At 34.6% G+C, this 7,390-nt stretch carries 8 protein-coding genes; 5 read left to right on the forward strand and 3 right to left on the reverse strand.

Features of this window, described 5'->3' with window-relative positions; translation table 11 throughout:
• Positions 1 to 16 precede the first annotated feature (16 nt).
• Positions 17 to 1,774 carry a BatD family protein gene (locus tag C3L50_RS09500; protein ID WP_103805930.1) on the forward strand — a complete coding sequence of 586 codons (1,758 nt, stop codon included), beginning with the start codon at positions 17 to 19 and terminating at the stop codon, positions 1,772 to 1,774.
• Between the two features lie 120 nt (positions 1,775 to 1,894).
• Positions 1,895 to 2,638 carry a tetratricopeptide repeat protein gene (locus C3L50_RS09505; protein ID WP_103805931.1) on the forward strand — a complete coding sequence of 248 codons (744 nt, stop codon included), beginning with the start codon at positions 1,895 to 1,897 and terminating at the stop codon, positions 2,636 to 2,638.
• A gap of 35 nt (positions 2,639 to 2,673) precedes the next feature.
• On the opposite strand, the gene C3L50_RS09510 is transcribed toward C3L50_RS09505, so the two are convergent.
• The gene (locus tag C3L50_RS09510) at positions 2,674 to 3,198 is read right to left on the reverse strand and encodes a CvpA family protein (RefSeq protein WP_103805932.1); all 525 of its coding nucleotides are present in this window, start codon (positions 3,196 to 3,198) and stop codon (positions 2,674 to 2,676) included.
• Between the two features lie 124 nt (positions 3,199 to 3,322).
• Here C3L50_RS09510 and C3L50_RS09515 point away from each other — a divergent pair, with 124 nt between their 5' ends.
• From C3L50_RS09515 to C3L50_RS09525, 3 genes are all read left to right on the forward strand, one after another.
• The gene (locus tag C3L50_RS09515; protein ID WP_103805933.1) at positions 3,323 to 3,679 is read left to right on the forward strand and encodes a hypothetical protein; all 357 of its coding nucleotides are present in this window, start codon (positions 3,323 to 3,325) and stop codon (positions 3,677 to 3,679) included.
• A 111-nt stretch (positions 3,680 to 3,790) separates the two neighbouring features.
• Complete coding sequence (gene pheS / locus C3L50_RS09520) at positions 3,791 to 4,810, forward strand: phenylalanine--tRNA ligase subunit alpha (protein ID WP_103805958.1); 1,020 nt, start codon at positions 3,791 to 3,793, stop codon at positions 4,808 to 4,810.
• Between the two features lie 81 nt (positions 4,811 to 4,891).
• A complete protein-coding gene (locus C3L50_RS09525) occupies positions 4,892 to 5,299 on the forward strand; it encodes a hypothetical protein (RefSeq protein WP_103805934.1) in 408 nt (135 codons plus the stop codon).
• A 27-nt stretch (positions 5,300 to 5,326) separates the two neighbouring features.
• On the opposite strand, the gene C3L50_RS09530 is transcribed toward C3L50_RS09525, so the two are convergent.
• Together C3L50_RS09530 and C3L50_RS09535 are read right to left on the reverse strand one after the other, a co-directional pair.
• The gene (locus C3L50_RS09530) at positions 5,327 to 6,250 is read right to left on the reverse strand and encodes a DMT family transporter (protein WP_103805935.1); all 924 of its coding nucleotides are present in this window, start codon (positions 6,248 to 6,250) and stop codon (positions 5,327 to 5,329) included.
• A 1-nt stretch (position 6,251) separates the two neighbouring features.
• On the reverse strand, positions 6,252 to 7,055 hold the full coding sequence (locus C3L50_RS09535; protein ID WP_103805936.1) for an SDR family oxidoreductase: 804 nt from the start codon (positions 7,053 to 7,055) through the stop codon (positions 6,252 to 6,254).
• Positions 7,056 to 7,390: the final 335 nt, after the last annotated feature.

The following is a 7,390-nucleotide window of genomic DNA, read 5'->3' on the forward strand; positions in this document are numbered from 1 at the left end:
AAGGAGTGCATAAAAAATGAAAAGATATTTAATTTTATTACTAATAAGTTTTCAATCACTTTTGGCTCAAGTACAATTTGAAGCAAAGGTGAGCAAAACCACGCTGGGTCTTAACGAAAGACTTCGCATCGATTTTGTAATGAATATGGATGGTGACAACTTCAACCAACCTTCTTTCGAAGGATTTAGAGTTATTGCTGGACCCAGTCAGCAAGTGAGTCAGTCGTGGGTAAATGGGAGAAGTTCTTTCGAAAAAATCTATTCCTATTATCTTTTGCCAATGCAAAAAGGGACTTTAATTATCAAGCAGGCTACCATCGAATATAATGGTCAGATATATAAAACATCACCCGTTAAAATTAATGTTACCAATGCGGTTCAAGAAGCAAGAGATCCAAACGATCCAACTCCAATTTCTGCAGATAACAACCTCTATCTTGTAGCCGAAGTTTCTAAGGCTAATCCGTATGTAAATGAGCCGATAACAGTGGTTTACAAATTGTATGTTAGTTATAATATTGGAGTGTCAAATTGGAGAGAATTGGACAAACCCAAATACAATGATTTCTGGAGCCAAAATATTGATGTGAAACAACTTGTGGTTGAACAAGGAATGTTTAAAGGCGAAAAATATCAATATATGGTACTCCGAAAAACCGTTTTATATCCTCAAAAATCAGGTAAACTGGTCATAGAACCTTTGTCATTGGACATCGATGTACAATTGCCTACTAATAGAAGAGATATGTTTGGTAGAGTTTTGCTTACCAATGGCAATAAAAGAGTTTCAACAGGAACCAAAACAATAAACGTCAAAGCACTTCCAGAAGCTGGAAAACCAGCCGATTTTTCGGGAGCTGTAGGGAAATTTGATTTTCGGGTAATTCCATCCAAAACGAATTTGAAAAGTGGTGAAAGCTTGGATTTATTAGTAAATGTTACAGGAAGCGGCAATATGAAATTGTTTAACTTGCCAAAACCTGTAGTTCCCAATTCATTAGAAATGTATGACCCTGTTCACGACGAAAAAATAAATACCACTTTGTCAGGAATGTCGGGTAAAATAGCAGACAAATACACCATTATTCCACAATTCAAAGGTAAATATCCCATAAAACCATTGCAATTTTCCTATTTTGATTTAGGATCAGGAACCTATAAAACCATAACTTCACCCGAGATAATGATTAATGTTTTGGATGGCCCAACTAGCAATGATGTAGTGGCTTCAACCCCAACAGGAATTTCAAAAAACAGCATTTCAAGTAGTGAACAATTCAAGTATATTAAGTCAAAAACCGATTTAGTTTCAATGAAAGAAACCGATTTCTTGGGTTCAAAAACTTTTTATGGTTTGTTGTTATTGCCCTTTTTAATCCTTCCATTGATCGTATTGCTCAAAAAGAAAAAAGAAGCATTAGACAGCGATGTTTTTGGAAATAAAATCAAAATGAACAACAAATTGGCGAAGAAATATTTATCAGAAGCCAAAAAACAAATCAACAACAAAGAACCGTTTTATGTGGCTTTGGAAAAAGCAATGCACAATTTCCTAAAAGCCAAATTGCATATTGAAACCTCGGATATGAGCAAAAGTAACATTCAGGAATTGTTGGCTTCCAAAAATGTAAATGCTCAAACGATTATTGATTTTATTACACTTACCGAAAATTGTGAACTGGCACGTTATGCATTAACATCGAGTTCGGTTATTCATCAAGATTATGATAAAGCGGTAATGATAATTTCGGATTTAGAAAAACAAATTACTTAAAATAGTACACGGATAAAACGGATGCGGATAGCACAGATAAAAACAGATTAAAAAATCCGTAATAATCTGTGTCTTTGATTGATCGAATCTGCGTCATCCGCGTTCCAAAAAACATACATAATGAGAAAGATACTTTTTATATTACTACTAACAACTCAATTTTTCTTTGCTCAAAGTGGCTTTGAAAAAGGAAATGAATTGTACCAAAAAGGGAAATACGAGCAAGCCATTACGGAATACGAAACGGTTTTGGCGAGCCATAAACATTCGGCAGAATTGTATTTCAATTTAGGAAATTGTTATTATAAATTAAACAAAGTAGCTTCAGCTATTTACAATTACGAAAAAGCATTGGTACTAAATCCAGACGATGCTGAAGTACAAAACAACCTAAAATTTGCACAAAAACTACAAATCGACGAGATAAAAGAAGTGCCTCAAGTTGGTTTTTCAAAAATGCTACACGACTTTACATCCATCTTTCATTACAATACTTGGGCTTGGATTGGAGTTGGATTGTCATTTTTGTTTTTGCTATTTTTTATAGGCTATTATTTTTCTCAAACGGCCTTGTCCAAAAGGATATTTTTCATCGGAATGTTTGTCTTTCTTTTTTTAGTTGTGGTAAGCGTTTCGTCTGCCATTTCAGGTAAAAATCACTATGAAAATGAAAAACCAGCAATTGTTTTTGCAACAGCAACAGAGGTAAAAAGTGAACCACAAAAAGCAGGTAACACCGCATTTATTTTGCACGAAGGCACTAAAGTTTTTGTTTTGGAAGCTTTAGACAATTGGAAAAAAATTCAATTGACCGATGGAACCGAAGGCTGGATAGATAAAAATGCAATTAGAGAAGTGAAGTAAAAGTGTTCAGTTTTCAGTAGTTAGTATTCAGTGTGCTATCTGCCATCTGAAGTATGTTTACTTTTTTTAAGGTCTTCATACCATTTTTCAATCGAAGGATAAATGAATCCTGCCGTTTTTTGAATAGGACGAAAAAACAACGATTTGTCTAAAGTTTCTTTTTTGGCAAAAGTGTTGTTGAAGTTTATTTTTTCGAAAAGGTTCAAAAAGATACTGATAATTAAGATTGTTTTTAGTAGTCTAAAAAAGCCACCTCCCAGTTTATTCATTACACCCAAAAACGCAAAATCAGCAACGCTGGTCAAGAATTTTGCTAAGAGTGAAATACCAATAACTACTAGTAGAAATGTAATGATAAAAGCTGTAATCTGGATTGTTTTTGGATTCCAATGTGTAATTGCCGACAACATGATCCTTGCTAAAAACGAAAACTTAATAGCAAGATAAATTCCTAAAACCAAGGAAACTAATGAAGCTAATTCTACAAAAAGCCCGTTTTTTATGCCTTTGAATAAGGCAATGACAAGCAAAGCACCCAAAATAATATCTAAAAAACTCATAATTTAAAATTAAAGAGAAAAAAATAAAGACAAAGATAAAAGAATTATGTTGGTATCTTTGCCCAAATGACTTTTATGTTTTTTGAATTCATAATTCATAATTCATAATTCATAATTCAACAAAATGTCTAGAGATATACAACTAAAAGAACGCTGGGAACAGCTTGTTACGATACTTTCCGATCAATTTTCGCAAGGCGAAGACCTCGATTTGGATGCTATAATTTATTTAATTGGCGTACAAGAACTAGGAAAAGTGCATAAAACTTTCGAAAAAGACGAAAAACTCAACCTGATGCACATCGCTATTTGCCGGTTATTGGAACCTTATGGTTTTTATGAATTCGAATTTTTTGACGAAGACGGTTGGCCACATTACAAGGTAAAAGAGGAATTACCGCCATTAAAAGCAGGAGAACAATCGGTTTTGATGAAAGAAGCGATTGTGAATTATTTTATTGAAAAGGAACTTATTGATTGATGATTGAAGATTAACGATTGCAGATTTTAGATTTATCGAGGAAACTTTAAACTTTAAACTTTAAACCTCAAACAAATTTCTTAATTTTGCACTCTCAATTATTGGATGAAAATGATAGACAAGATAAAAGAATATATTGGCGAAGCACAGGCTTTTTCAACACAAAACAAGGAAGAACTAGAAGCATTTAGAATCAAATTTCTGGGAAGCAAAGGACTTTTAAAGGACTTATTCGCCGAATTCAAAAACGTACCAAACGATCAAAAGAAAGAATTTGGACAAGTAATTAATTTGCTAAAATCTTCGGCCGAAGAAAAAGTAAAATCCATTCAAGAATCTTTGGAAAGCAAAGAAGAAAGCAAAGGATTTTATGGCGATTTAACCCGCTCTGCCGAGCCTGTAATTATTGGTTCGCGTCACCCTATTTCATTGGTCAAAAACCAAATTATTGACATCTTTTCTAATGTTGGTTTCAACGTTTCCGAAGGGCCAGAAATCGAAGACGATTGGCATAATTTTACCGCATTGAACTTGCCAGAATACCATCCGGCACGTGATATGCAGGACACTTTTTTCATCCAAACCAATCCCGATATTTTGTTGCGCACCCACACTTCATCCGTGCAAGTTCGTTATATGGAAAACAACAAACCGCCTATTCGAACCATTTCGCCAGGAAGAGTTTTTCGTAACGAAGCGGTTTCGTCTCGTTCGCACTGTATTTTCCACCAAGTGGAAGGTTTGTACATTGACAAAGACGTTTCCTTTGCCGATTTAAAGCAATCGCTTTTGTATTTCACCAAAGAAATGTTCGGAAAATCCAAAATTCGCTTGCGTCCATCTTATTTTCCATTTACAGAACCAAGTGCAGAAATTGATATTTATTGGGGATTAAAAACCGAAACCGATTATAGAATTACCAAAGGAACCGGTTGGTTAGAAATTGGTGGTTGCGGAATGGTTGATCCTAATGTCTTGAAAAATTGCAACATCAATCCTGATGAATATACTGGTTTTGCCTTTGGAATGGGAATCGAAAGAATTGCAATGTTGCTCTATCAAATTGGCGATATTCGAATGTTCTACGAAAATGACGTTCGTTTCTTGGAGCAATTCAAAGCGAGTATATAAAAAAAGTCACGAGTGAATAGTGATTAGTAATTAGTTCTGCTTCTTACTAATCACTATTCACTTTTTACTAATCACTATTTTATGAAAAAAGACATCATCATTCCCGAAGTAGAAAACGTATTCCTTGCCGCAGTCCAAGAATGGAGCGACGATTTTATGGAAAAGGTTTGGTATATTTATTTAGTAAACGACAGCGATTTTCAATTGGATAGCGTTATGGTAGTTTCCAAAGCTTTCGGTACTATTGATGGCGAAATGAAAAAAACTTCGCTTTTGCGCCACGCTTTTATCGAAGTGCCTGCGGTTACTTTTGTAAAAGTAGAAATGGTCGAAAAAAGTGTTTTGGCTCTAAACAACGAATTTATGGTTACTTTCTTTATTGGGAACACCTTATACGACCGAAAATATATTTTCAAAGCCAATTCCATCACTCCAGATTATGTGGAAGAAGTGCCACTTTTGTTTGTAGATGGTGTGATTGTGAGGTAGATTAGACTTAATTAAAAGACATCCTTTTTATATTTTCGACTTTCGCATCGAATAGTTAACCGTGTATAAGCCACACAAAGTGACACAACCTCCAATGACAATTGACATTGTAAGCGGTTCTCCAAAAATTAATGCGCCCAAAAGTACTGCAACAATAGGATTGATGTAAGCATAAATGCTATTTATTTCAGGAGGAAGCCTTTGTAGCATATAAATAAAAGCGATAAATGTCAATATTGAGCCAATAATGGTTAAATATCCAATGGCTAACCAAGAATTTGCTGGAATAGAAGTGATGTTGATTCCAGTTCCTGTTGCTCCCGTTATGGCTAAAAGAATAGTGCTTGAAATTAGCATTTGCAATCCCAAACTGAAATAAGGGTTGAAGCTGGCCGCTTTTTTCTTGGTGTATAAACTCCCAAAAGCCCAACTTACAGTTGCAAATAGCGAAAGTAAAATACCAAATCTAAAATCGGGGTTCAATAAATCGGCAAGATGATCGAAAAAAACAACACAAACTCCTGAGAAACTTACTATCAGTCCCAAGACAGATAAGCGAGCGATTCGTTCTCCTCTAAAAAGAGTGATAAAAACAATCCAAAGAGGGAAAATTGCACCGATGATGGCGCCCAAACCACTACTAATGTATTTTACCCCCCAAGTGCTTAGCCCATTACTCAAGACAAAATTGAGAATGCTTAGAATAAATATGGCTTTCCATTGTTTTCCTTTTGGCCAAGGGGCTTTTTTAAATACAAAGTAAGCCACAAAAAAAATTCCACCAATAAATTGTCTAATCCCTGCAAGTTGCAATGCTGGCATATGTCTCACACCTTCTTTTGAAGCAATCCAGGTTGTGCCCCAAAAAAAACACACCCAACACAAAGCTAAAATGGGTAATCCAATGGCATTAATTCTAGATGCAAAAGCATTTTTTAGTCTAGTTTTCACTTTATAAATTTGGTTTTATAAACGAATATTTTAATAGATTTTCTATTTTCAAACTCGAAATGGTCTTTCCTAAAATTGAATTTTCAACATTAAATTCGGGTAAATCTAGCTTCAAATCAATCGCTTTTTGAGTATAATATTCCTTTCGGGTCGGATGAAAAGGCGTTACGGCATTGAAGGTTTCGTTCCAAGAATTTGACTCAATAATCTTTAGAATTATACCAATGCAATCGTCTTGATGAATCAGATTGATGGGAGCATATGGGTTTTCGATATTTTTTCTTCCCGCCAAGAATTTTATGGGATGTCGGTCTTCACCAATCAATCCTCCAAAGCGTAAAATGGTAGTTTTAAAACTCGAATTGCTTTGAAGAAGTTGTTCAGCTTGCACCAATTGTTTGCCACTTTCGGTGTTGGGATTCAGTTCTGTTTCTTCAGTTATAATCAAATTGTCTTCGCCATAAACAGAAGTTGAACTAATAAAAATTACGTTTTCAACAGACGATTTTTCTATAAAAGGAATCAGATTTTTAATTTTTGAAACGAAGTTTTCTTTCTCTGAACCGCGAAGTTTTGGCGGGATATCAATTATTAAAATCTTCGAATTTTTTAAAAAAGAATCGACTTCCCCTTGATTTTTTGTTTCAGATAATTCAATTTGGAAAGCCTGAATTCCCAAGTTTTTCAAAACGGAAAGTTTCTCATTAGAAGTCGTAGAACCCTTTACTGAAAATTCATTTTTTAGCAAGGCTTTCGCCAAAGGCAAACCCAACCAACCGCAACCCAGAATACTAATTTGTGTCATTTTAATAGAATAGAGAGGTCAAAAGTAGGTTAAATAATGGAGTAAATAGTGAAGATATTTATTTGAATTTATTGTTAGGAATATGCTTTATTAGGAAGTGTTTCTAACGTTCCGCGGCTTTGCGCCGTAGTGACTATTTAAAAAATGCGATAAGAAATGCTGAAGTTCAGAGTATTTTCCAAGAACGACAAACCAGCTATGGAGCAAAACCGCTGTGCTTGTTGCACAACACAACAAATATATCAAAAAAAACTTGCAAAAAAGCAAATAAAATAGTATTTTTAGCTATGCAAGGAAGAAAAGAACTCACGCCAAAAATGCTCTATCAAGTTTAT

This window comes from Flavobacterium alvei (assembly GCF_002920895.1).
In the GTDB taxonomy this organism is placed as follows: Bacteria; Bacteroidota; Bacteroidia; order Flavobacteriales; family Flavobacteriaceae; genus Flavobacterium; species Flavobacterium alvei.